This window comes from Mesocryomonas lacus, assembly GCF_055730135.2.
In genome coordinates this window covers 1-229 of record NZ_JBUZWE020000079.1, presented here as the reverse complement: position 1 = coordinate 229, position 229 = coordinate 1, and the positions used below count along the sequence as shown (strand labels likewise).

Genomic DNA, 229 nt, shown 5'->3' with positions numbered 1-229 from the left:
AAGCGCAGCGATATTATGCCGCGAGCTGCATGTCCATTGTCCGTCAAGCACGGGACCAGATTGCAGCAGGTCAACAAGTCAACATCACGGTGAAGCCAGACGATGAGAGCTCGGCTGAGAAGTCGGAGCTTCCTGCATTCTACCACGCGACAGAGGCGCAGCAGATCGCCTTTGAGTGCACCAAATGCGGGGAATTTAACGACATCAGGGGAATATACGGCTACTGCTC

At 54.6% G+C, this 229-nt stretch carries 1 protein-coding gene; it reads left to right on the top strand.

What is annotated here, in order from left to right:
• Nucleotides 1-29 precede the first annotated feature (29 nt).
• Nucleotides 30-229 (top strand): hypothetical protein (locus tag ACZLZY_RS25015; RefSeq protein ID WP_472936658.1); only part of this gene is annotated, 200 nt, incomplete at its 3' end.